A 22,858-nucleotide genomic window follows, 5' to 3' on the forward strand; every position below is an offset into this window, starting at 1 on the left:
AGTAAGGATTACGAGGTCTACACGGAGCTCAGTGAAGCGATGATTTACGGTGCGCTCATTCGGCTCATGTTAAAGCGGGCGGCAGCTTAAGATTTAGTTTAGAAATCAGCTCTAAAACTCAGCCCGTAGAATGTGCCTGGGGGTAGAGAGGCGCCGGTATTAGGTCTCGTATTATACAGTTCAATCTGTTCTCAGTTGTCAGCGGCTCTATTCCGTCGCTTCCTTACAGAACCGGATTTTTCCCTATCTAAGGACTTCAGGAACTTTATGAAACGCCTAATGACGCTCTCAAAAGAACTTTTTAGCCGCCGCTTGCGTGCGATCGCACTAGCTTGCCTAGTTGGCTTAATGAGCTTGCTAACCTTGGCCACCCAGCCCGCTTTCGCCGCTGACAGCAAGGGCACTGCGACCCCGCCGGTAGATCAAAAGATGACTGAAGAACCCCGTGACCAGGCCTATGAAGAGGCCGTCGAGGTCATTGATAATCCCAAAGGCGTGCAAAAAGTCTACGAGGAAAATCTAAAGCAGTACCGTCAGGAAAATCCTAATCAAAAGAACCTGGTTGAAGATGCTAAAGACCTGGTCGACAAAGTCACAGGCGGCAAATAGAGCAGGAGATTTTCCCTCTAAGCTAATACTTTTGCTCAAGATTTTAGCTGGGCTGAAACTCCTAAATACGCCGTCTATATTGCTTGGATGCGAGGTTCAAATATTCGAACCTTGCATCCAAGCAATATCTGTTTTGTCCAGAGCTTAAATTCAACCTCATTGAAGCGCAGCAAGCTTTTAGAGCTTGCTAAAGCAGTAGCGCCGTAGGGTCTTAGCGGCTCAAATTGGACTTGAGCATCAGCGCTGATGCTAGGGCTGCTCTATTTCGGTCACTACCCCAACCTCTATGGGGCGGCTGGTGGTTTGAATTGAGCAGTTGGCCGGGGAGCTTTGGCTCTGCAACACCCGAGTCGTTTGCTCACCACGAATGTTGATGTAGGTTGTGGCCCCAGAGCCAGGTTCTGTGCGGGCGGGGACATCGAGCCAGGTGATGTTGTCGAGGCGATCGTGCACTCGCAGCTTGAGTTCGCCGTTTTGGCGGTACACGCGGGCCGTTGTGCGGTTAGTGCCATTGCAAACCATGACGGTGATTGTCGGAGCGTCAACCTCCGGCCCTGGCTGATCTAAAACGGTGACGTAGGGGGCGTAAACCCAACCTTCAATCGGGCCAGTAACAACATAGAGCCAGTCTCCCTGGGTTTGAATAATTTTGGCCTGGGCACCCCTGGGTATGGTGCCGCGAACGCCGTGGTTGAGGCCAGGACCAGAGCGCACGTTGAGACTGTCGATGTTGACCTCGGCGACTTGGGCAAAGGCCGCAGAAATTGAAAGGCCAACGGCAGCAGCGGTGGAGAGCAGGGCAACAGCCAGGGTTTTGAGTTTCATAGTTTGTAGAGTTTCACTAGGAAAAGGGAACCGCGGCCCCTAGGCAACGGCCCTGATGAAGCGATGGTGAATAAATCACCCGCACTAATCTAAGTGATCAATCTAAGGAACCAATAAAGCTGTGATCATGTATACCGAAGGGCCACCCCATCTACCCCTTGACCCCGCTCCCTGTCTCCGTGGGCACAATGTAGCGCTGTAGCAGCACAAACACCACTATGGCGGGCAGCACCGACAAAATAGACCCAGCCGCAATCAGCCGCCAGTCGAGGGAGAAGCTGCCCGCCAGCCGGGCCACACCTAGGGGCAGGGTGTAGCGCTCGGGGCGATCGAGCAAAATCAGCGGCCAGAGAAACTCGCTCCAGGTGCCAATAAACACAAAAATTCCCAGCGTTACTAAGGCAGGGCGAGTGGCGGGCAGCATCACATTCCACCAGATACCCAAGTCAGAGCAGCCATCCATGCGGGCGGCCTCTTCTAGTTCCTTGGGCACGCTCTGAAAAGCTTGGCGCATGAGAAAAATGCCAAAGGCCGAAGCCAGGTAGGGCAGCACCAGCCCCAAGTAGGTGTTTCGCAGGCCCAGATTCACCGCCAGAATGTACAGCGGAATCATCACCACCTGAAACGGAATCATGATGGTGGCCACAATCAGCGCCAGCAGGGTGTCGCGGCCCAAAAACGACAGCCGCGCCAGGGGATAGGCCGCCAACGAGCACAGCAGCAGGTTTGCCGCCACCGTCAGCACTGCCACCACGCTGCTGTTGAGAAAATATTGGCCAAAAGGGTTTGACTGCCATACCTGGCGGTAGTTAGCCAAGGTCGGTTGCTGGGGCAGAAGCTGGGGCGGAGTCGCGAGCAGGTTTTCCGCTGCTCCTTTAAAGGAGGTGCTGAGCAGCCACAGCAGCGGAAACACCATCACCAGGGCAATCAGCAGCAGCAGAACGTAAATGCCCAGGTTGCGCCAGTGAGGCCACTTAGCGAGGGATTTAACTATGGGTTGCTGCTTGCGATCGGGCATTTACATCCTGCCTGGGCATCGGGGGACTAGATTCCAGGGTTCTTTAGGAACCCTGGAATCTGGCTAGCGAGAAATAGTTGGAAGAGAGGTCATCTCGTCACCCCAAAAGCAGCTCTTGCAGCATCCAAAACCCAGCGAAGGATTCGCTTTCGCGGCTGTCTTGGATGCCAATAAAATGCACCTGATTAGCTTTGGCCTTGGCAGCTTCAAACGCCTGGGCCTCGGCCAGCAGATCTGGGCCAGGCAGCCCAGCCAAGATCCAGCTATCAAAGGCTCCGGTTTCTAGGATAATTTGGGGAGTTTTGCTGGATTCTATGCGCCAGTAGGCCAGCTCTAGGCCCGACATCCAGGCGGCAAGGGCGGTGGCGCGGGGGGAGAAAATCAGCAGGCCAGGGATCGGGGTGCTGGGGTCTAGATTTGCCATATCTAGGGGGAAGGACTCCCCAAAGCCAATCTCCCAGTCGGGTAGATCGGCAAAGGCGGCAGCTTCAAGGGTGACAAAGGTCCACTTCTGCCCCAGTAGGGCATCGGGCAGGGACTGGGAGCTGGGGGGCGGGGCAGCTACCGAGGGCGAAGGAGCGCTGGTGTAGCCTTCCATTTGGGGGTATACGGTTTGGTTGCGATCGCTCAACCACCGCTGCAAAGCCACGGTGCGACGGCTAGGCCGCGCTGGAATGCCTGCGTCTTCACAGGCTCGCAGAATCATGTTTTGCATTTGGTAGCGAAAGTACCGAATGCGGCTGGGGGGAGCGATGCCCTGGCTGGTGGCCTCGGCGATCGCCTCCTCAATCGCCCCCTTGAGCACAATCGAGTTGACGTCGCTGCTGGGCAAAAACTTGTTATAGCGAAAGAGCTGATCAGCCTCCGCTCCGGTGCCTACCAACCCTTGGCAGAGCAGCACTTCCCAAAGTTTTTTGTCATTTTCATCCAGCACGGGCCGGGAGTAAAAGTCGAGTTCCCACACGGTGCCCATAGTGCCTAGGCCTCGCTGTCGTTCAGCATGCGGTTGACGTCGCTCAGACGGTTTTCAGCGTCTTCAAACACGGCTTCAGATTCTTTGATGATCTCGCCGGGATATTTTTCGAGCACCTTGGTCGAGAGGGAAATGCGGTTGCGCTCGGGGTCGAGGCCCACTACTACCGCTTTGATCGACTGGCCCACCTGTAGCACTGTGGGCAGCGACTCGACGTAGTTTTTGCTGATCTGCTTGATGTGCAGCAGGCCGCTAATGCCGTCAAACTCCACAAACGCGCCAAAAGGCTTGAGGCTGGCCACGGTGCCCTCGACGAGCTGACCCAGGGCTAGGGTGCTCATCACCTGGCTGCGGGCGGCAATGCGGGCCGACATCACCAGCTTGTTGGCGGCGGGGTTGACCTCTAAAAAGCCCACAGTGAGGCGTTGGCCCACCGCATCTTCTAGATTCTCGTAGGTGCGGCCGAGGTGCGATCGCGGCACAAATCCTCGCAGGCCTTCCACATCGACCGTCACACCGCCCTTGTTAAAGCCGGTGACTTTGACATCCATCACAGCGCTCTCTTCGGCCTGCTGGGCCAGCTTATCCCACAGCTGCTTGATCTGGAGCTTGCGGATGGATAGCAGCAGCTGACCGTCGGCATCCTGGTCGCGAATCACCTGGAACGAGTATTCACCACCCGGTTCGAGCACGCCCTCAAAAGAGGTGATGGCGCGCACCGCCGCTTCGCGAATGGGCAAAAAGGCCGCTGACTTGCCGCCAATATCCACCGTGGCCCCGTCGGGGGCAAAGGAAATGACGGTGCCCCGCACGGTGCTGCCCACCTGAAAGTCGTAGTCGTGGGCCTCAAGGGCTTTGGCAAAATCTTCGGCAGAGAAAGTCAAGGCTGAGGCTCCTGGACAACAAACATAATTTAACTAGCTTTCTACTATACAACGCCGACCTGGGGCACCGCTGAGCAATAGCCCGGCAAGGCAGGCCCAGACCCTTTACAATAAATGCCAAGCGGATAATGTTGCCCCTAAAAATCGATGGCCGACGAGCAATTTAGCCTGTTTAATGCTGGCAGTGGCGCTACCGAGGGCGCGATCGCAGACTCCAGTACCGTAGATTTTGACGCCATTCCCACTAACGGATCGGTGCCCATTCCCCCCGGCATTTACCCCGACCTGGAGACTCTGGGCACCCACTGTCGGGGCTGTCTACGCTGCGACCTGTCGGAAACGCGCACCCATGTGGTGGTGAGCCGGGGCAGCCCCACCGCCCCAGTGCTGATCATTGGCGAAGGCCCCGGTCAGCAGGAGGACGAGCAGGGTGTGCCCTTTGTGGGCAAGTCGGGCCAGCTGCTGGAAAAAATTCTCGAATCGGTGCGGTTTGACACCGAGACCGATGTGTACATTTCTAACATTGTTAAATGTCGCCCGCCCGAGAACCGGGTGCCCACCACCGCTGAGGTAGCGGCCTGCAAGGGCTACCTGCTAGAGCAGATTCGTATGGTGGATCCCAAAATCATTCTTCTCACCGGTGCAACTGCTCTAAAGGCGCTTTTAGGGGTGAAGTCGGGCATCAGCAAAGTGCGCGGCCAGTGGATGGAATGGGAAGGTCGCCTGTGTATGCCCATTTTTCACCCGGCCTACCTACTGCGCAACCCGTCGCGCGATAAAGGCAGTCCCAAGTGGCTAATGTGGCAAGACATTCAGGCGGTGCGGGCCAAGGTCGATGAACTGTCGGGGAGCTGAGGGCATCCGGCAGGTTGAGTTCGGCTTTCATTACCCAGGGGCCAACGAAATCTTTGACAGAATGAATAGGGGGCTAATTGGGTTTAAGGTCAAAGGTTTTAGGTTTGAGGCATGGCTCTGAATGCCCTAAGCTCTGGTCAAACCCCTAGATCGATCGCCTACTGCCTCTATCGATCGCGCCCCGCAAATAGCAAGGAGACTTTTAATGGATACCAACAACCTTTTACGCCAGTTGCTGATGATTGGCGTGGGCACCACCTCTCTGGTCGCTGAGCGGGTCAAGCAGGTCAGCGAAGAGTGGGTGCGCGAGGGCAAGTTTAACCCCGAGCAGGCCCGCACTCTAATGGATGAGGTCATGGCCCAGCTCAACGAGGGCAACGGCGCGCTCGAAGAGCAGTTTCAGCGGCTGTTTCGCAATACGCTGCAAGACTTGGGTGTACCCCGTCAGGCTGAAATGGACGAGCTGCGCGGACGGCTTGATCGCCTAGAGCGCCAGGTGAGAGATTTAGAAAACCGCGCCTGGAAATAGTCTGCTCATCTGTAGCCCAGCCACCGCTACGAGAAGAAAAATAGCCGTAGAGTAAAACCAAGTTTTCTCAGGCGAAATGGCGGTGCGAATCTTTATCGATTTTGTGGTAGGCAGCATTGCGGCCCTGTTTCCAGTGGTAGATCCGATTGGGTCGGTGCCCATTTTTTTGGTGCTGACCACAGGGGTGCCCGCCGCGCTGCGCAATCGCTACGCCCTAAACATTGCCTGCAATGTAGTGCTGCTGCTGATCAGTACGCTGCTGGTTGGGGGCAGTGTGCTGCGGTTTTTTGGCGTATCCCTGGCGGTGGTGCGCATTGCTGGGGGCATTGTGGTGTTCCACGCGGCCTGGAAGGCGATGAACTCTGACCCCAAGCTCAACGAGGTAGACAATCAAGATGCCGTCTACCGCATTGGCGAGCACAAAGATATTGCCTTCATGCCGATGACCATTCCGCTGCTGGGAGGGCCAGGAGCGATCGCTGTCACCCTTGGCCTAGCCGCTCAAGCGGGTGGCGATCTATCTGTTGCTACCGCGATGAATATGCTGGCGATCGCCGTCGCGATCGGTCTGATCGGCGTAGTCATTTTTCTGTCGCTGCGATCGTCCACGCTGCTGCTAAAAGTCTTGGGAGCTAGTGGTATTCAGGCTATGAGTCGCCTGTTGGGCCTGTTTGTCATGGCAATTGGGGTACAGCTGATTTTGAATGGGTTAGCCGACTGGTTGACCTCATTAAATTTGCTCGCCCCTTGAGTTTGAGGGACAGCCCTCTAGGGTTTGAAGACCTGGTTAACGGCGTCCCCACACCATGAGTTTTGACTTAGACTTGGGGTGTTCCCTGAAAATACTGTCCTGGCTCTGCTGATTCGGCAATAGAGATTGGGTGCAGGTTAGATGTGGCTAAGATCGGTCAGGTTGGCGTTGCCTAACATCTAATCGGTTAATAGTCTACGGTTGGTTTGCGTAGTCCACAACACTTCATCTAGTGGTGAACTTTCTGTTTGCTGCCAGCTGTTTCAGGGAACCATTGACCCATGAGCTACCCAAGCTTTCACAGCTTCATTAAACTGCTGCGCAGTCTGCTCAAGCGCAAGCAGCCTCTGCTGTTTGAAGAATCCATTTTTTTGGCGGATTTGTGCCTTGCCTACGGCACCATTGCGGGGCTGGGCGATCGCGACAAAAAGACCCTCTTTCTGGCCGCCCACTTCAAAAACCTGGGGGCCATTTACCTCGAAGACCACAACCTCAGACAAGAGTACCGAGACCATCGTGAGGCCATCACTCAGATGGAGGTGCTGTTTAACGCCAGCGCCCAGCTAGCCAAAGATGCTGGCCTTCAGGAGGTCGCCGACGTTCTTGATGAGTACCACCTGCGAGCCATTCCCCACAATCATCTGGCCCGCATTTTTCAGGTGCTCAACGCTTGGGTGTCGTGCCGTCAGCGCAAGGGCTGGCGTAGCTCGATGAGCGACAAAGAGGCGCTGATTATTCTCAAGCAGCGGGCCGAGATGAAGTGGTCTGACCCCAAAGTAGTGTTTCACTTTATTGAACACCTCTGCCGCTACTCGTCGCGACCCGAGCGCCGCCAGGCCTGCACTGTTACGGGGTTTGAGGTGCCGCCCGAAATGCCTAAGGTGCGCGACTACAGCTTTGACACCCTAGAGGATCAGTTTCAGGAAGTCGAAGCGGCGGGGTGAGTCGGGTATAGCATTGGCCACTGTGCTTAAAACACGAGTCACTACTTACGGGCAAAACTGGGGCAGCGCACTGACGTATGCCATCGCTTCAAGGGGGTATGCAGAATGTCCCAACCGATCTGGCGATGGCTATCAATCTCCAGCTTCTGAACGACGCGTTGAGCAGGCACAATTATTTAACATCACTCCAGCGGTGGGGTGATAGGCAGCTCGGGCTGGCAAGGGCAATTTGCTCATGTAGTTTGCCCATGGGCTATAGCCGCCGTTAAGCCGCGAGAAAGTCGATCGGGGGATAGTCAGAGATAGCGCGAGGGGCTACAGTTGGGGAGGCGCAGCGATGGCCCCGAGCCAGTCTCTGACCATCGCCGCAGAATTTTAGCGGTTGTTGACCGCCGGTCGCTTTGACGGTTGAGGCACTATGCCCCTCATCGCAGATCGGCCGCACAATTGATTTGTTGATCAATAGCTACCAAGGGTCTGTTATGGCTGACGACGCAATAGATATGGATCTATCCTGTTCTCCCCCGCCCTCTGAGGATGGGTTAGATATTGTGTCCTACGTGGACACCATTGAGGCGGTGATTGCCTCTTTGGATCAAGGGGATGGGGCTATGGTTAGCCAGACCGATGAGGGTCACCTGTGGCGATTTAAGTACGGCAGTGTCGATGTGTACGCGCAGCTAACTGGCGAAGCCGAAACCGATACGCTAACCGTGTGGTCACCGGTACTTATGTTGCCCGCCAAAGATGAGCCTCGTCTGATGAAGCTGCTGCTTGAGAAGAACTGCAATGAAACCCTCGAAGCTCGCTTCGGCATCTCGGGCAATCAGGTGCTGGTGATTTCAAGCCGCATTCTCAAGGACATTTCCCCCGCCGAAATCTCTCGCCTGATGACCATTGTGGCCACCATCGCCGACGATTCCGATGAAGCGCTAGTCTCCGAATTTGGTATGAGCTAGAAGGGTATGGGGTATGAGGTATAGGGTGAAAGAACGGCCTTAAGCCTTACACCCTATACCTTGTAGCCCTATGCCCGCGCTTCTTCAATAACTGATTTTGCGATCGAGGACAGCTGTAACCCAGGGGGATACTGCCCTTCCTCTTTGATGCGCTGAATCATGGCGGGGGAAACCCGCAGGCCAAGGCGATCGGCGATCGCGCGCACCACATCACCGCGATCGATTGTGCCGGCCACAGCATCGGCGGGGGTGAGCACCGTGAGCCGAGGCAGCTGCAAGTCTTCGAGCTGGTCGATGGCCTCGGTCAGCGGCGTGCCCTCGCGCACCGAAGGAATATTCAGCAGCGGCTTAGCGATGTGGTTAAGGGGCAGGGTTTCCCACTGGCTGCGCTCGATCGCCCGCATATCGTCAACCGTCACCAAGCCCCGATAGCGCCCATCCGAAGCCGCGAAGTAAGCCGGAGGGCGATTCTCTTCGAGTAAATAGGTGTCGGCAAACTGCCGCAGCGAGATATCTGCATCTACCACCTTAAAATCGCGGGTCATGGCATCGGCAGCGGTGAGGGCCAGCATGGCCTCTTGCAGATTGGTGACCTGGTTGTAGGCGGCGGCATTGCGCAGGGCAAACCAGCCAATGGCGGCAATCCAAAAGCCAGAGAACGCCTGGTAGGCCAGGGCCATGACTAGGCCAAAGGTAATCGCCAGCCAGCCCAAGAGCTGACCGGAGCGCGCCGCCCAGCGAATGCCCTTGATGCGGCTGTTAGTGACCTTCCACACCAGCGCCTTGAGCACCTGGCCGCCGTCGAGCGGCAGGCCGGGAATCATGTTGAACAGCGTCAGCACCAGGTTGATCTGAGCCACACTGCCGGTGATCACGCCCACTGGGGTCGGCAGCGATGGAATCTGGGAGATGGCGGTGAGCAGCAGAAAAAGCCCAAAGCTGACTAACGGGCCAGCGATCGCGACCTTGAGGGCGTCTTCCGGTGTTTTCGATTCTTTGTCGATGGAGGCAATGCCGCCAAACAAAAACAGCGTGATGGAGTTGACCGCAATGCCCTGCCCCTTAGCGGCAATGCTGTGGCCCAGTTCGTGCAGCAGCACCGAAGCAAACAGCAGCAGCGCCAGGCCAAAGCCCATCGCCCAGGCCAGGTTACCCCAGGCCGAGTGCCAGCTGGGTTCTACCCCGTAGGACACGGTCACCAGCAGCAAAATAATGAACCAGGAGCTATCGACAAATAGGGGAATTCCTAAAATGGCCCCAACGCGCCAGTTGGATTGCATTGCCTAGCTCCTATGAATGCTGTCAAATACCAACCCAGACCCGGTAGTGGCTAGCAAAACTAGGGCACTTGGGTCTGGGGTCTGGCTTTATTCTATCAATCGCCCCACAAAGTCGTTGGGCCGAGGCGTCGGTGAGGCTAGAGCAGCCCAGCGTTGCCCAGCCCCAAAATCATTCCAGCGCCGAGAATGTGGCCAAAGCTGGCGATCGCCAGCAGCTCAGGCAAGCCAAAGCCTTCAAACAACATCGGCAGGCCCACAGGTAGTGCTGGCCCTGCCCCAGGCTTACGGATGGCGTACTTGCCAATGGCCAGCACAAACAGGTTGCAGGTAATCATAATCAGCGCCACTTTATACGACCACTCCGGGGTGGTGGGCTCGGTGTAGGCGGCAAGTAGGGTAGAAAACAGCAATGTTATTTCTCCGCTAGAGGTCTAAAATTGGGTCTTGAGAATTAAATCGAGTCTTAAAGAAACAGAATCTCAGGCGATCGCCAAGCGCTAGATCTAGTTATTCAACCTTGTTGGATTATAAAAATTCGGCGACGCCCACCTAACGGAATGTTCAACAGAGTTAACATGCGGGTCAAGATTTGTGGCATTACTCAAACTGAACAGGCGATCGCGATCGCCCGCCACGGTGCCAGCCACCTAGGCTTTATCTGCGTGCCCCAGTCGCCCCGCTACATCGCCCCTACCGCCCTTGCCGAAATCACCCAAGCTCTAGATGCGGCTGGAGTGGTGACCAAAACCGTGGGAGTCTTTGCCGATGCCTCGCTGGCGGAGATGTCTGACATTGCCCGCCGGGCCAACCTCAGCCACATTCAGCTTCACGGTCAAGAAACTCTAGAGCAGTGCAAGCAACTGCTCGCTGAGCTGCCCGGTATTTTTTTGATTAAAGCGATTCGGGTGCGTACCGAGAAAGACCTAGTACGGGCTAGAACCTATGCTTCCTACGTCGACGCTCTGCTGCTCGACGCCTACCATCCCCAGCAGCTCGGGGGGACAGGATTAACGCTGGATTGGGATGCCTTGGTATCGTTTAGGCCTACCTGCCCCTGGATGCTTGCTGGAGGGCTCACCCCGGCGAACGTGTCGACGGCGCTCTCAACCCTTAGACCCGATGGCATTGACCTCTCTAGCGGCGTAGAACAACATCCCGGTGTAAAAGATTTGGCCTTGGTTCAGCACCTGTTTGAGCAACTGCAACCCTGGCTACCGAGCAGAGCTGGGGTATAGGCTGAGACAGCAGCGTATGGAAAAAAGGCTAATTTTGGTCGGTTTGGGGAGCAATCAGTGATGCACCAGGGGCCGCAAGGCTGATGGCAGCGATCGCCAAGTCTTTGCCCGCTTCGCTGTGGCTGCTGTCTTTGGTCAGTACTGCGATCGCCTCGGGCTGGTAAGCGGCCACATCAAACCAAAAGGTGGTGCCAATGCCCACTTCGCTGACCAGATGCACCTGACTGCTGTGCTTTTCGATGATGTTTTTGACAATGGAGAGGCCCAAGCCGGTACCTTCCAGAGTATGGACCCGGTTTTCGACCCGGAAGAAGCGATCGAAAATCGCCTGCTGGTCTTCGGGGGCAATGCCAATGCCGGTGTCAGAGATCTCAATGCGAATGTAGCCGCCCTCGTTGGGGTCATCTCCAGGGGGCACAATTTGGTGAGCCCGCAGCATCACCTGGCCACCTGACTCGGTGAACTTTAGGGCATTGCCCACTAAGTTGCTAAACACCTGTAGCAGCAGGTCGTAGTTGCCAATTACGGGTGGTAGGTTGGGCTCCACATCCTGCAATAGCTCGATTCGCTTGTCGCGGGCATTGAGGCGGTGGGTGCGCAGGGTCTGCTCAATGGGCTGAATAATGTCGACGGCTTCGAGCTGGTATTGGCGACTCGATTCTAGACGCGACAGGTCGAGCACATCGTTGACTAAGCGAGTGAGGCGATCGGTTTCGTGGTTGGCGGTTTCGAGAAATTCCTTGCGTTCGCCGTCGCTGAGGTCTTCGCCGTACTCGTGCAGGGTTTCAATAAACGATTTGATGTTGAACAGCGGCGTGCGCAGCTCGTGGGAGACATTGCTGATGAACTGGGCCTTGGCCTCATTGAGGGCCACCTCACGGGTGATATCCTGCACAGTGATGGCTAGACCTTTGACGTTCTCTTTGGCCTGGTCGAGCACGGTATTGAGCAAGATCCGCAGGGTGCGATGGCTGGGCTCGGTGATGGGCACCCGAAATTCCATCGCTTCTGATTCGCCCTTGACGGCCTGAAACAGGGGCCGAGTGAGCTGCACCCGCACCGCGTTGGGAAAGTGCTCTAGAATATTTTTCCCGTCCAAAATCTGATCATCCCAGCCAAAGATGCGGCGGGCAGTGGGGTTGACCAGCACGGCGTGCATATCGCTGTCGAGCAAAATGGCCCCGTCGGCGATGGTAGAAACCAGGGTTTCGAGCTTGGCTTTTTCGGCGGTGAGTTCTTCGATGTTTTGCTCTTCGTAGCTTTCTAGGCGCTCGGCCATGTCGTTAAAGCTGTAGATCAGCTCACCGAGTTCGCCCCCTAGGGGCAGGTCGATGCGCTGCCTAAAGTTACCATCAGCGATGTTTTTCACCCCCACCGAGAGCTCTTTGATCGGTTGGGTAATGGTAAGAGCGTTGAACACCGCCCCTAAAATCACCATGACCCAGATCGAGACAAATACCGCAATGGTGACATCCCGCGTGAGGTGCGAAGAGGCGACCACTGTGGGGTTGGGATTGATGCCCATGGCCAGGACGCCTAGGTGAATGCCGTTGTAGTTGAGGGGTACAAATACATCGGTGACTTCACCGGCGGGGGTAAGGTGCTGGCGCACCAGGGGGCGATCGGTGTTTTGGGCGTAGCCCTCGGGCAACTGCATGCGCCGCCGCAGCGTCAGGGAGTTTTTTACCGATGCCTCTGAAAAGGGGATGCCGAAGAAAATATCGCCATTTTCGTCGGCGTAGAGCATGTAGCGCACGCTAGAAGTGCTCTGGTAAAAGCTGTAGGAGAAGCGGGCTAGCTCGGTGCGGTCGGCTTCGTTAACTAGAGGGGCAACGTTGGCGGCGAGCAGCAGTCCTAGATCGCGAGCAAACCGGGTGTCGTTGAGGCGGGCATCCATTTGGATGGTGTTGACAGCCCAGAAGGTAAGGGCGCTCGTGATCATTGACACCACCAGCGTTGCCCCGGCCATCAGCCGAGTTTGGAGGGTGAAGTCGCCCCACCAGTGCAGGAAGATATCGCGAATTTTAGCCAGAAGCCTGATCAACGGAACCTATCGAATGCTGGATGTGGAATTCAGCCTTTATTCTGGCATGTTCTTCGCATCTTAGCCCTAGCGCTTAGTCTTCGAAGAGGGTCTCAAACTCGTGGCGCAGGCTATCGTAGTTGACCACGCGGGCCACAATCAGGTTTTGGTCACCCTGGGCGGCAGCAAACTGCTGTTTCCAGTGGCGCACGTCGTGTTCTTGGCTCAGCCAGAAGGCGACGATGGTGCTGACGATCGCATCCCAATCCCAATCTGGCTTGCGGTGCACGGCCTCGGTGGCGCTGATAAAGGCATCGAGGGTGCAGCAGTAGCTGCCGAGAAAGGCCTGACTGCGATCGCGCCGCGCCTCCACCTGCTGCTGGTGGTTGAAGAATTGCAGTACCGGGGCAATGCCAACAATGTCAAAGCTATAGCTCATAGTTAGACCGGGGATAAAAACGAGGTTTATAGATAACTCGCTCTACCGCTGGCGGCAGTTCTATCAGTCAAAAATCGCCCTGGTATAGACCAGAGCGACGGCGGGGCAAAAGAAATCTGCTGCCCAATTAGGTAGCCACAAGTTAGGGAGAAGCCGGTAAGACTGGGCTGAAATCGGTGATAAATCACGTTCAGACTCAGTAACGGTGACGCGAGTTAGTGAATAGTTTAGACAGTTCACTCTGTGGAGTTGTTCGCCTGCAACGGTTTTTGACGATTCCTACAAATTAGGCAAGTCGCTACCATAGAAGACACCGCCGTCAGTTAGAGATCGCCCATCCTCCCGGAGCATCCTATGACCACCCTGGATTTGCCCCTTGAACTCAACCTTGAGGCCGTTCATTTTACCGATGAGCAGTTTTACCAACTCTGCATTCACAACCCAGAGGTGGCGATCGAGCAAAATGCCCAAGGAGTGTTAATCGTTATGCCCCCCGTTGGCGGTGAGAGCGGCAATCGAGAGATGGAGGTTGGCGGTGAACTGTACCTCTGGAATAAGCAAACCCAGCTTGGTAAGGTGTTTAGCTCCTCGACAATTTTTCAGCTGCTGATCGGTAGCAAGCGATCGCCCGATGCCGCCTGGGTAGAGCTATCCCGTTGGGAGGCGCTGACCCCAGAGCAGCGGCGCAGGTTTCCCCCTATTGCGCCTGATTTTGTGATGGAGTTGCGTTCGAGTACCGATAATCTGACCACTCTGCGCGAGAAGATGCAGGAATATGTGGCCAGCGGTGTTCGCCTGGGCTGGCTGATCAATCCTCAAGATCAGCAGGTGGAAATTTATCGGCCTGGGCAGGAGGCAGAGGTGCGATCGCTGCCTACTCAGCTTTCTGGAGAATCCGTGCTGCCGGGCTTCACTTTAGCTGTTTCCCCCTTTTCTTAGCCGTGAGGGTATTGCAGCGCAGCCAACTTTTATAACATCGGTGTGCGGGACTCTGTAAGTGACAGGCGTCACAGTTCACAAAACGCTTGAGGGCCAACCTCCCTCGATCAACCTGCCATAAAGATGCCGGCGCAAGGGATGACTCGGCACTGCCTTTGAGGCATTCTAGGTACAGATAAGACGGGCTTCGCGCTATAACTAACTCCCTATTCTAAGCAGCCCCCGGTGCCTCGGCATCGGGGGTTATTTAATGAAAAAGCCCCAGGATGCTGCAAGCATCCTGGGGCTTTAGTTGAGGGAGACGGTGGCTTAGGTGCCAACGGTCCAAGAGTTGATGTAGATCTCTTGCTCGGGGGTCAGGCTATCGACTTCGATACCCATGGCGACCAGCTTCAGGCGAGCAATCTCCTTATCCACCTCAACGGGGATGGAGTGCAGACCGGGTTCGAGGGAGCCCCGGTTTTTCACCAGATATTCACAGGCCATGGCCTGGTTGGCAAAGCTCATGTCCATGACGGCGCTGGGGTGGCCTTCGGCAGCGGCTAGGTTGACCAGGCGGCCTTCACCCAGCACAATCACCGACTTGCCGCTGGTGAGCATGTACTGCTGGGTAAAGTTGCGTACCTGCTTAACTTCGCTGGCCATTGCACCCAGCGATTCGAGGTCGATTTCGATGTCGAAGTGGCCGGAGTTGCACACCATGGCGCCATCTTTCATCGCCTCAAAGTGCTCGCGGCGGATCACATGCTTGTTGCCGGTAACGGTAATAAACAGATCACCCACTTGAGCAGCCTTAGCCATGGGCATTACCCGGAAGCCATCCATGACAGCCTCGATCGCCCGCACTGGGTCGATTTCGGTAACGACGACGTTGGCCCCCATGCCCTTGGCCCGCATAGCGGTGCCTTTGCCGCACCAGCCGTAGCCAGCCACGACGACAGTTTTGCCCGCCAGCAGCACGTTGGTAGCGCGAATAATGCCGTCTAGGGTCGATTGACCAGTGCCGTAGCGGTTGTCGAAGAAGTGCTTGGTGTCGGCATCGTTGACGTTCATAGCGGGGAAGCTGAGCACCCCATCTTTGAACATGGCCCGCAGGCGCACGATGCCGGTGGTGGTTTCTTCGGTGGTACCGATGATGTCGGAGAGCTGTGCCTGACGCTCTTTGACTAGGGTGGCAACCACGTCGCTGCCGTCGTCGATGATGATGTTGGGGCGGTGGTCGAGGGCGGTTTCGACGTGGCGATGGTAGGTGGCGCTGTCTTCGCCGCGCAGGGCAAACACGGGAATGCCGTAGTCGGCAACCAGGCTAGCCGCAACGTCATCTTGGGTCGAAAGGGGGTTGCTGGCAATGAGCACAGCGTCGGCACCGCCAGCTTTGAGGGCGATCGCCAAGTGAGCTGTCTCAGTGGTGACGTGGCAGCAGGCCGAAATGCGAATGCCCGCTAGGGGCTTTTCTGCCGCAAAGCGGTCTTGAATCTGGCGAAGCACGGGCATCTCACGCCCGGCCCACTCAATCCGCTGCTTGCCCTGAGCCGCCAGGGAGATATCTTTAACGTCGTACTTAAATTTAAGAGTTGTGGTCATAGCGAGGGTATCAACCGTAATGAATTGTCTGTGTTGTGCCAGTTGCCAGCGTTTTTAGCTTAACGGAATTTTACACGGGGTACTGCCCCGATATTGCAACAGGGTACTGCCGCAATACTTTATACGAAGTACTGCCCCGGTGCTTCATATAGGGAACTACCCCGCTTCATGCGGGGTAGTTCCCCGATCGCACCTCGTTACAAAATTGCTGGGCAGCTTCAACGGCCTGCTGCCTGAGGTTGGCATAGACTTTCGCAAAGGGCGGCTGCCAGGCCGATAGCCCGAGAACGTCGGCGGTGACTAGCACCTGACCATCACAGTGCACCCCCGCGCCGATGCCAATGGTGGGAATGCGCAGCGCCTTAGTGATATCGCTGGCTAGTTCGGTAGGAATATGCTCTAAAACGATGGAAAAGGCTCCGGCCTGCTCTAGGTCTTTGGCTTCGGAGAGAATGCGATCGGCTTCGGCTTCGGTTTTGCCCTGCTTGCGAAAACCGCCAAACTGGTTGATTGACTGAGGCGTCAGCCCCACGTGGCCCATCACCGGAATGCCCCACTGCACCAGTCGACGCACGGTTTCAACCATACCTTCGTGACCGCCCTCTAGCTTCACTGCTTGGGCTCCGGCTTCCTTGAGCATTTGCCCCGCCGCGCGAATGGCGTCCTCAACGCTGGGCTGATAGCTCAGAAAGGGTAGATCGACTACCAGCAGCGCATTTTTGACTCCCCGCCGCACCGCCTTGGCGCAGATCAGCATGTCCTCTGTGGTCAGCGGCAGAGTGGTGTCGTAGCCCAGGGCGACCATCGCCAACGAATCGCCCACCAGCACAATATCGGCCCCGGCCTGGTCAACAATTTGCCCTGACATCACATCCCAGGCGGTCAGTACGGTAATGGGTTGGGCGGGTGCGCCCGTTTGCTTCCACCGCAAAATTCGATCAACGCTAACGGCCATGGCTGCGCCTGGAAAGGGATATGGTTGTCAGGATAACAAACCCTGATTCGGCTATCCCTCCAATCTGCCGCCCCCCTAGGGAACACAACTCGCTAAAATCAAATAAACCCGTACAAAGTGTGGCTTATCACGATGATCCCAACCGTTATTGAGCAATCCGGGCGTGGCGAGCGCGCGTTTGACATTTATTCCCGACTTTTGCGGGAGCGTATTATCTTCCTTGGCCAAGAGGTCACCGCTGATTCGGCCAACCTGATTGTGGCCCAGATGCTGTTTCTCGAAGCCGAAGACCCCGACAAAGACATCTATCTCTACATCAATTCCCCCGGTGGGTCAGTGTCGGCGGGCCTGGGCATCTACGACACGATGAATCACATTCGGCCCCAGATCTGCACCATCTGCGTGGGGCTAGCAGCCAGCATGGGGGCGTTTTTGCTCACCGCAGGCGAGAAGGGCAAGCGCATGAGTCTGCCCAACTCCCGCATTATGATTCACCAGCCTTTGGGTGGTGCCCAGGGCCAGGCTACCGACATCGAGATTCAGGCGAAGGAAATTCTCTATCTGAAGAAGCAGCTGAACGATGCGATCGCCAAAAACACCGGCCAGTCAATCGATAAGATTGCCCAAGACACCGAGCGCGACTTCTTTATGAGCCCTCAAGAAGCGGTAGAGTACGGTCTCATCGACCAGGTGATCGATCGCACCTCCGTCGGTTCCCGTCCACTGACAGCTATGTAAATTGCTCTAACCCCCAAAGTTTGATGACTTGGGGGTTAGGCGCTGCCGTGGGGAGATTGAGTTTCTAAGAACAACAAGAACTCCAGCAGCTCGTCGTCGGTAAGGTCGTGGCGCGACAACTTGCCGTAGGTCTTCTTCAAAAACTCGCGCCCCTGGGCGACGCCCCAGCCCAACCGCTGGAGTTCTACATCGGTTTGGGCAATGATGTCCGATAAATCGACCGCTGCCGGTTCTGCGCCCAAATCTACAAACTCGTCAGTCGGGGCCTCGATGGTAGCGGGCAGATCTGCCTGAAATGGTGCGACTTGTAGGGGCGGAGTTGGAGCGGCTACGGCCGTTAGGGGCAGCTCAGCAGTCGGTTGCTCTAGGATGTTTCCCTGATCTAAAGCGGGGGGGACTAGGCTTAGCGGCGGGGGGGCGAGTTCCGGATGAGTTGTGGGAAGGGGCTTATCGTTGGGCCGGTCTGAAGGGGCGATCGCCTCCAGGTTGGCTAAGCCCGGACTGGGCTTGGCGATCGCTGGTTCAGGAGCCTCAACCCTATCGACTTCGATGGGGAAGGGAAGGCTAGGCAGTTCAACCGCCAAGCTCAGGCGCTCTAGGGCGCGGGTGGTGGCTATATCTTCGGCCACCTCTAGGGTGGTGTTTGCCCCCAGCCCGCTCGCCAAAATCCGGTTGTCTACGCCGACACAGACCCGCACCACGTACAGTCCGTCGTGGAGGGTGAGCAAATCTGACGTCAGGCTGCCCTGGGGATACTGTTGGCGAAATTGCTTCAGAAGCGAACTTAGCACTCGGGCGGTCTCCCCTACGGGTGGATGGTAACCGTACTATTCTAAGGAAGTAGGGCACGTTAGACTGAAGCCATTGTGACGCTGGCCTGCTTGAGGGCAGCGAGGGAGTTCCCTACAATGGCGCGCGACCGTGGGTCAGGCAGGCTGACAAGCCGGTGCTTTTACCCTGAACTATTTTGATTGCTACTCTAGGCGGCTGAACTGAGCTAATGCTAGACCGATTACTCGATATCTCTAATAACTTTGGGGTCGATACCCTATTGCTGCTGCCGGTGCTAATTGCCCTAGAGGCGGTGCTGTCGGCCGACAATGCGATCGCCCTAGCGGCGATCGCCCAAGGTCTAGAGAGCGAAGCCATGCAGCGCCGGGCGCTCAACTTTGGGCTGCTGATCGCCTTTGTGTTGCGAGTCGGGCTAATTTTGACGGCGGGCTGGGTGCTTCAGTTTTGGCAGTTTGAGGTAATGGGGGCTGCCTACCTGCTGTGGCTGGTGTATAAGCACTTCACCGCTGAAACCGACGCAGAGGCCCAGCACCACGGTCCCAGGTTCGCCACCGTTTTGCAAGCGATTCCGGTAATTGCCTTCACAGACCTGGCCTTTTCGCTAGATAGCGTCACCACTGCCCTAGCGCTGTCTAAAGATGTGCTGGTGATTTTGCTGGGCGGCACCATCGGCATTATTACCCTGCGGTTTATGGCAGGGCTGTTTATCCGCTGGCTAGAAGAGTTTGAGCATTTAGAAGATGCCGGCTTTATCACCGTGGGTTTTGTGGGCATTCGCCTGCTGGTGCGGGTAATTGACCCCACTCTAGTGCCCCCAGAGTGGACGATGGTGTTGGTGATTGCCCTCGTGTTTGCCTGGGGCTTTTCGAAGCGCATCGAAGAGAGTGCCAGTGTTGAATCAGCTCATTTAAGCAATGGCAAAGTGCCCACTGTTGCTGAATTAGAAGCCCAGGGCAGGAACTCTGGGGAAACTTCCTCCAATCAGGAAGATGCCACTCCAGCAATCCCCCTCCAGCAAGACTGAGAAGCCCTGTCTTCAGCAGCACCACGTTGCTAGAGATGGGAGCACCAGTCGCTCCAACCCCCGGGGTAGAGCTTAGCCATGGGCTGACCTGCAACGGTTTGAGCCAGCAGGTTCACGCAGGCCGTTACCCCTGAGCCGCAGTAAACGATCACCTCCTCGGCATCGTTCAAATCGGCCCAGTGTTGGCCTAGCTCATCGGCGGGTTTCATCTGGCCGTTCTCGGCAGAAACATCTTGCCAAAAGTAGTTCACCGCACCGGGGATGCTGCCCGCCACTGGGTCAATGGGTTCGACCTCGCCCCGATAGCGATCGGGCGATCGCGAATCGATCAGCACGGTACCTTTCTGGCGATCGCGCACCGCCTCTATATCGACAATCCAATCCTGGCGCGGCGCGGGCACAAAGTTGCCCGTTCGAGGTGCAGGGATCTCGGTACTGGTGGGATGGCCGCCCTGCCCCCAGCCTGACCATCCACCGTCGAGCACGGCTACATTGTCGTGGCCCAGGTAGCGCAGCAGCCACCAGAGGCGCGAGGCAAAGGCAAAGCGGCTGTCGTCATAGGCGACAACCAGGGTGGGCTCTGGGCCGTCAGACGCTATCCCCAGCGCCGTGAGTCGCTGGCTGAAAGTGTCGCGATCGGGCAGTGGGTGGCGGCCCCCGTGGCGCTGCACTGGGCTAGATAAATCTTGGTTGAGGTCTAAGTACCAAGCCCCAGGAATGTGGCCAGCAGTATATTGCTGTGCCCCTTGGGAGGGATCAGCTAGGGCAAAGCGGCAGTCAGCGACCACAACTTTGGGGTCATCTAGGTGCTGGGCTAGCCAAGCGGCGGTCACCAAGTTGCGAGGGTAGGTCATAGGTTAGACGAATGGCATGGCATGGGGGTGAAAGTCTGGTCTAGCGGGGGATAGCGGCGCACCGTAGAAGTAGGGTATAAGGTTGCTGAACTGGCAACACTAGTCGTCTTGGGAACTGCCGGTGCGAAATGTGGCGGTGCAGAATGTCGGTGTTCAAAACGGGTGTTCAACATAGAGAACGGTCAACCTTGTTAACCAGCAGATCCTATTCAATGAGGCGCTGTCATGACTGTAGAACCTCAACCGATTACTGAGATTAAAACAGCGACGGGCTGGGTTATGGCCCTCAGCGTAGGTCTGATCATTTTAGGTATTTTGGCAATTTTAATGCCGGCGATCGCCTCGGCTGTTTTTACCTCTGCCCTGGGCTGGGTGGCCGTAATCAGCGGAATTTTGCAGGTTTTACAGGCATTTCAGGCACGAGCGGTCAGGGCACTGGGGTTGAGCTTAGGGGTGGGCCTGCTCTATATCGTGGCAGGGCTCTACATCCTGTTTAATTTAGCGAAAGCGACGGCGGGGCTGACACTGGCTTTCGGTCTGCTGTTTATAGTCGAAGGCATTTTTACCATCATCATGGCGTTTACCTATAGAGCTGGGCGCACCATGTCGTGGTTTGTGGCCATCAATGGCATTGTCACGCTGATTTTAGGGATTTTGGTCATCAATCGCTGGCCGTTTGGCTCGCTCTGGCTGATTGGCTTTTATGTGGGTACTAGCCTATTGTTTAGCGGAGCTTCGCTGCTTGGGGCAGCGATGACCGCCCGTAAGGAAGTTGCCTAGGACCATCCATGCCCGGAGACTACATCCTCTTTGCTCAGCACGGCTGGGCCGATACCAACCAGTCGATGATGAGTTTGGCCGAGCAGCTAGCGGGCGATCGCGCGCAAATTGTCGCCCCCTGCCTCAACTACGCTATGACCTGGCTGCGGATTTCCCCGCTGGTGGATGAGGTCGATGCCCTGGCCACGGCGACGCTGGCGCGCCAGCCCAATCTACCAGTACGGATTGTGGGTCACTCGATGGGGGGCTTGATTTGGCTGGAGGTGCTCAACCACCATCCCGACTGGTGGCCCAGAATAGAATTTTTGACACTGGTTGGCTCCCCGGTAGGTGGGGCCGACCTGGGCCGCATGCTTGATCCGCTGAAGATGGGAATTGGTATTGCTGCTGACCTGGGTCGCGATCGCCGCCCCCTAGCCGCCCGGCTCGCTGCCGCTATCCCCACCCTATCGATCGCGGGCGATGTGGATCGGGGTAGCGATGGCACCATCACCATTGAGAGCACACGGGTGCCCAACGGGCAGTTTGTCTGCCTCGGGGGCATCAGCCACGCGGCCCTGCGCTGTCACCCACGCGTGGTGGCGCAGATTCAACAGTTTTGGAAGGGCGACAGCCTGAGTGCGCTGCTCATACCCCATCCCCTAGTGGCGCAGCTGCGTCAGATACCCGGTATGACCGATGCCCATTTGCGCGATTTTGCCCGCGCCACCCTCTGGCACACCTTCGCCGACGGCACCAGTATTCGCCTGTGGCTCAGCCCCCTTGGCATTCACCACGTGTTTTTGGCCTCTGCCGAGGATGACTGCCTGTATTCAGGCTATGTGGGCTGGCTACACAGCGGAGAGCTGTGGCACAGCCTAGGGGCGCTGCGGGCAGACGCCAAACTATCCCAGGGCTGGTGAGCCGGTGGGTGGCCGATCGCCCAGTTGGCGGGTGGAGGTCAGCGGACTGGAGATGGAGAGGCCATCCTCACTGACCAGGCCGGCGGTGACATCGACGCTACCCTCGCGTTTGCGAGCTTGCCGGTACTGCTCAACGGCGGTGTTGACTTGGTCGGCGATCGCCCAGGCAGCCTTCGAGGGCGGCGGCGACTGCTGCAAAATATTCAGCTGAAAACTGACCTGCTCAATTAGAAGTTTTTCATCGATGACGCTGAGCTGGGTGTCAATGTTGAAATCGACCTGATTCTTAAGCACCGCGCTCAGAGCCGCAGCAATCAGATTAGCCCCGATATTGATCAGGTTAGGGGCATAACTTTTGACGTAAGCGGTAACAGTCTCACCTACCGCTTCGGCCATCGGTCGCTGTGCTAGAGCAGTGGCTAGAGTTTCGGCGATCGCAAGGTAAGCAGGGTCGATGGCGGCGGCGATCGCACCATTGACATCAAAGGATTGCACAATCTGACTGATTAAGCCCAGGGCTTCTGAACGGGTGAGGGGCCGATGGTCAGCGATCGCCCGGCTCAGCAGCGGCATGACAGCGGTAACTATTGTCCTAAAATCTTCTGGGGTGAGATGGGGCGTATAGCGCTGCATATAGGCCGCGAGAATACCCTGCGCCTGTTGCGCTAGATGCTGCTGCCAGCGGTGGGTTTCCTTGGCTAGGGCACTGGTAGCGCGATCGACAATGGCATTTTTGAGGTCGTCAGCGGTGAGACCATCGAGCACCTGTTGAGCCACGGCGTCGATCAGAGCGGCGGGTTCTTCGGGCAGATATAGCCGTAACAGAGTGCTGAGCAGGCCCTGCACCTGTTCGGGAGAATTGGGTAACCCATAGAGTCGCCCGTAGGCGCTGAGACCGCTAATCAGCGTTGCGGTCACCTTGGGGTTACGGGGAGCAGAGGTCAGATCCTCAGGCGGCATCGTCAA

25 protein-coding genes and 1 pseudogene are annotated in these 22,858 nt (G+C 56.7%); 13 read left to right on the plus strand and 13 right to left on the minus strand.

The features are described 5' to 3' along the window. Together H6F57_RS28460 and H6F57_RS23065 are read left to right on the plus strand one after the other, a co-directional pair. Nucleotides 1-90: pseudogene (locus H6F57_RS28460) on the plus strand (IS5/IS1182 family transposase); the annotation flags it as partial. A gap of 189 nt (nt 91-279) precedes the next feature. Then, nucleotides 280-609, plus strand: coding sequence for a hypothetical protein (locus H6F57_RS23065; protein WP_190630964.1), 330 nt, complete (start codon nt 280-282; stop codon nt 607-609). Nucleotides 610-858: 249 nt separating this feature from the next. Here the strand turns inward: H6F57_RS23065 and H6F57_RS23070 are convergent, their stop codons facing one another. From H6F57_RS23070 to H6F57_RS23085, 4 genes are all read right to left on the minus strand, one after another. Continuing rightward, a complete protein-coding gene (locus tag H6F57_RS23070; RefSeq protein ID WP_190630965.1) occupies nt 859-1,434 on the minus strand; it encodes an SH3 domain-containing protein in 576 nt (191 codons plus the stop codon). Nucleotides 1,435-1,585: 151 nt separating this feature from the next. Beyond that, entirely contained in the window at nt 1,586-2,452 is an 867-nt protein-coding gene (locus tag H6F57_RS23075) for a carbohydrate ABC transporter permease (RefSeq protein WP_190630966.1), read from the minus strand. A 97-nt stretch (nt 2,453-2,549) separates the two neighbouring features. Further along, entirely contained in the window at nt 2,550-3,425 is an 876-nt protein-coding gene (locus H6F57_RS23080; protein WP_190630968.1) for a Tab2/Atab2 family RNA-binding protein, read from the minus strand. Between the two features lie 5 nt (nt 3,426-3,430). After that, nucleotides 3,431-4,309, minus strand: a complete 879-nt coding sequence (locus tag H6F57_RS23085; RefSeq protein WP_190630969.1) for a S1 RNA-binding domain-containing protein — start codon at nt 4,307-4,309, stop codon at nt 3,431-3,433. Between the two features lie 147 nt (nt 4,310-4,456). On the opposite strand from H6F57_RS23085, the gene H6F57_RS23090 reads away from it, so the two are divergent. From H6F57_RS23090 to H6F57_RS23110, 5 genes are all read left to right on the plus strand, one after another. Then, nucleotides 4,457-5,164 carry a uracil-DNA glycosylase gene (locus H6F57_RS23090; protein ID WP_190630970.1) on the plus strand — a complete coding sequence of 236 codons (708 nt, stop codon included), beginning with the start codon at nt 4,457-4,459 and terminating at the stop codon, nt 5,162-5,164. 205 nt (nt 5,165-5,369) lie between these two features. Further along, entirely contained in the window at nt 5,370-5,693 is a 324-nt protein-coding gene (locus H6F57_RS23095) for a phasin family protein (protein ID WP_073608028.1), read from the plus strand. 76 nt (nt 5,694-5,769) lie between these two features. Beyond that, nucleotides 5,770-6,444: a MarC family protein gene (locus tag H6F57_RS23100; RefSeq protein ID WP_190630971.1), complete on the plus strand. Its 675-nt coding sequence runs from the start codon at nt 5,770-5,772 to the stop codon at nt 6,442-6,444. A gap of 281 nt (nt 6,445-6,725) precedes the next feature. Beyond that, complete coding sequence (locus H6F57_RS23105) at nt 6,726-7,388, plus strand: hypothetical protein (RefSeq protein WP_190630972.1); 663 nt, start codon at nt 6,726-6,728, stop codon at nt 7,386-7,388. Between the two features lie 503 nt (nt 7,389-7,891). Beyond that, on the plus strand, nt 7,892-8,347 hold the full coding sequence (locus tag H6F57_RS23110; protein WP_347279986.1) for a YbjN domain-containing protein: 456 nt from the start codon (nt 7,892-7,894) through the stop codon (nt 8,345-8,347). Nucleotides 8,348-8,415: 68 nt separating this feature from the next. On the opposite strand, the gene H6F57_RS23115 is transcribed toward H6F57_RS23110, so the two are convergent. Further along, on the minus strand, nt 8,416-9,627 hold the full coding sequence (locus tag H6F57_RS23115) for a site-2 protease family protein (RefSeq protein ID WP_190630976.1): 1,212 nt from the start codon (nt 9,625-9,627) through the stop codon (nt 8,416-8,418). Nucleotides 9,628-9,764: 137 nt separating this feature from the next. Next, nucleotides 9,765-10,037, minus strand: a complete 273-nt coding sequence (gene psaK / locus H6F57_RS23120; RefSeq protein WP_190630978.1) for a photosystem I reaction center subunit PsaK — start codon at nt 10,035-10,037, stop codon at nt 9,765-9,767. 165 nt (nt 10,038-10,202) lie between these two features. Between psaK and H6F57_RS23125 the strand changes: the two genes are divergently transcribed. After that, entirely contained in the window at nt 10,203-10,862 is a 660-nt protein-coding gene (locus H6F57_RS23125) for a phosphoribosylanthranilate isomerase (RefSeq protein WP_190630980.1), read from the plus strand. Between the two features lie 28 nt (nt 10,863-10,890). Here H6F57_RS23125 and nblS read toward each other — a convergent pair whose 3' ends face one another. Together nblS and H6F57_RS23135 are read right to left on the minus strand one after the other, a co-directional pair. Next, nucleotides 10,891-12,906 (minus strand): two-component system sensor histidine kinase NblS, encoded by a 2,016-nt coding sequence (gene nblS, locus H6F57_RS23130; protein ID WP_190630982.1) that lies wholly within the window; start codon nt 12,904-12,906, stop codon nt 10,891-10,893. Nucleotides 12,907-12,979: 73 nt separating this feature from the next. Beyond that, complete coding sequence (locus H6F57_RS23135; protein ID WP_190630984.1) at nt 12,980-13,324, minus strand: hypothetical protein; 345 nt, start codon at nt 13,322-13,324, stop codon at nt 12,980-12,982. A gap of 354 nt (nt 13,325-13,678) precedes the next feature. Between H6F57_RS23135 and H6F57_RS23140 the strand changes: the two genes are divergently transcribed. Then, nucleotides 13,679-14,263: a Uma2 family endonuclease gene (locus H6F57_RS23140; RefSeq protein ID WP_190630986.1), complete on the plus strand. Its 585-nt coding sequence runs from the start codon at nt 13,679-13,681 to the stop codon at nt 14,261-14,263. Between the two features lie 309 nt (nt 14,264-14,572). On the opposite strand, the gene ahcY is transcribed toward H6F57_RS23140, so the two are convergent. Beyond that, nucleotides 14,573-15,847, minus strand: a complete 1,275-nt coding sequence (gene ahcY / locus H6F57_RS23145) for an adenosylhomocysteinase (RefSeq protein WP_190630988.1) — start codon at nt 15,845-15,847, stop codon at nt 14,573-14,575. A gap of 166 nt (nt 15,848-16,013) precedes the next feature. Beyond that, nucleotides 16,014-16,802 (minus strand): 3-methyl-2-oxobutanoate hydroxymethyltransferase, encoded by a 789-nt coding sequence (gene panB / locus H6F57_RS23150; protein WP_190630990.1) that lies wholly within the window; start codon nt 16,800-16,802, stop codon nt 16,014-16,016. A gap of 132 nt (nt 16,803-16,934) precedes the next feature. On the opposite strand from panB, the gene clpP reads away from it, so the two are divergent. Then, on the plus strand, nt 16,935-17,540 hold the full coding sequence (clpP, locus tag H6F57_RS23155) for an ATP-dependent Clp endopeptidase proteolytic subunit ClpP (protein ID WP_073608017.1): 606 nt from the start codon (nt 16,935-16,937) through the stop codon (nt 17,538-17,540). 35 nt (nt 17,541-17,575) lie between these two features. Here the strand turns inward: clpP and H6F57_RS23160 are convergent, their stop codons facing one another. After that, complete coding sequence (locus H6F57_RS23160) at nt 17,576-18,331, minus strand: hypothetical protein (RefSeq protein WP_190630992.1); 756 nt, start codon at nt 18,329-18,331, stop codon at nt 17,576-17,578. A 209-nt stretch (nt 18,332-18,540) separates the two neighbouring features. Here H6F57_RS23160 and H6F57_RS23165 point away from each other — a divergent pair, with 209 nt between their 5' ends. Further along, entirely contained in the window at nt 18,541-19,356 is an 816-nt protein-coding gene (locus H6F57_RS23165) for a DUF475 domain-containing protein (RefSeq protein WP_190630994.1), read from the plus strand. 29 nt (nt 19,357-19,385) lie between these two features. Here the strand turns inward: H6F57_RS23165 and H6F57_RS23170 are convergent, their stop codons facing one another. Beyond that, the gene (locus H6F57_RS23170) at nt 19,386-20,210 is read right to left on the minus strand and encodes a sulfurtransferase (RefSeq protein WP_190630996.1); all 825 of its coding nucleotides are present in this window, start codon (nt 20,208-20,210) and stop codon (nt 19,386-19,388) included. A 225-nt stretch (nt 20,211-20,435) separates the two neighbouring features. On the opposite strand from H6F57_RS23170, the gene H6F57_RS23175 reads away from it, so the two are divergent. Both H6F57_RS23175 and H6F57_RS23180 read left to right on the plus strand, forming a co-directional pair. Further along, complete coding sequence (locus H6F57_RS23175) at nt 20,436-20,990, plus strand: DUF308 domain-containing protein (RefSeq protein WP_190630998.1); 555 nt, start codon at nt 20,436-20,438, stop codon at nt 20,988-20,990. 8 nt (nt 20,991-20,998) lie between these two features. Beyond that, nucleotides 20,999-21,892 (plus strand): alpha/beta hydrolase, encoded by an 894-nt coding sequence (locus H6F57_RS23180; protein WP_190631000.1) that lies wholly within the window; start codon nt 20,999-21,001, stop codon nt 21,890-21,892. Here H6F57_RS23180 and H6F57_RS23185 read toward each other — a convergent pair. Further along, nucleotides 21,875-22,852, minus strand: a complete 978-nt coding sequence (locus tag H6F57_RS23185) for a hypothetical protein (protein ID WP_190631002.1) — start codon at nt 22,850-22,852, stop codon at nt 21,875-21,877. The genes H6F57_RS23180 and H6F57_RS23185 overlap by 18 nt on opposite strands. Nucleotides 22,853-22,858 lie beyond the last annotated feature (6 nt).

Origin of the sequence: Leptolyngbya sp. FACHB-60 (assembly GCF_014695775.1) — a bacterium.
Taxonomy (GTDB): domain Bacteria; phylum Cyanobacteriota; class Cyanobacteriia; order Phormidesmidales; family Phormidesmidaceae; genus Nodosilinea.